This window comes from Candidatus Symbiopectobacterium sp. NZEC135 (assembly GCF_025962695.1).
Map to the genome: position 1 here is coordinate 1 of NZ_JAGFPF010001140.1, position 693 is coordinate 693.

1 protein-coding gene is annotated in these 693 nt (G+C 59.0%); it reads right to left on the reverse strand.

Features of this window, described 5'->3' with window-relative positions; genetic code table 11:
* Positions 1-29 precede the first annotated feature (29 nt).
* The coding region (locus tag J5224_RS32940; protein ID WP_264629114.1) for a potassium-transporting ATPase subunit KdpA at positions 30-693 on the reverse strand (664 nt) is incomplete at its 5' end.

Sequence of the window (693 nt, forward strand, 5' to 3'; positions counted from 1 at the left end):
ATTTGATGTGTCATAGAATTCTCCGGCGATTAGCGCGCCAGTAACTGCAAATGTTCGATAACAGGCCCCAGCGCCAGCGCAGGGATAAAGGTCAGTGCGCCAATCAGCAGCACGGTGCCGATAATCAGCGCGACAAACAGTGCGCCGTGCGTCGGCAAGGTACCGGGGCTGGCAGGCTGGGTCTTGCGCGCCGCCAGTGAACCGGCAATGGCCAGCAGTGGGATGAAAGGGGCAAAGCGTCCCATCAACATCGCCGCGCCCAGCAGCAGGTTCCAGAACGGCGTATTGGCAGAAAGCCCGGCAAACGCGCTGCCGTTGTTGTTGGCCGCAGAAGAGAGCGCATAGAGCACTTCGCTAAAACCGTGCGGTCCCGGGTTAAAGATTCCGGCGCGCCCGGCATCGGTCATCATCGCCAGCGCCGTACCCAACAGCACCAGAGACGGGGTAATCAGGATATAAATCGCCGCCATCTTCATTTCCGGCACGCCGATTTTCTTGCCCAAATATTCCGGCGTGCGACCAATCATCAATCCGGCAATAAACACTGCCAGCAGCACGTTCATCAGCATGCCGTACAGCCCTGAACCCACGCCGCCAAACACCACTTCACCCAGTTGCATCAACCACAGCGGAATCATCCCCCCCAGTGCGGTAAAGGAGTCATGCATGGCGTTGACCGCCCCGCACGATGCC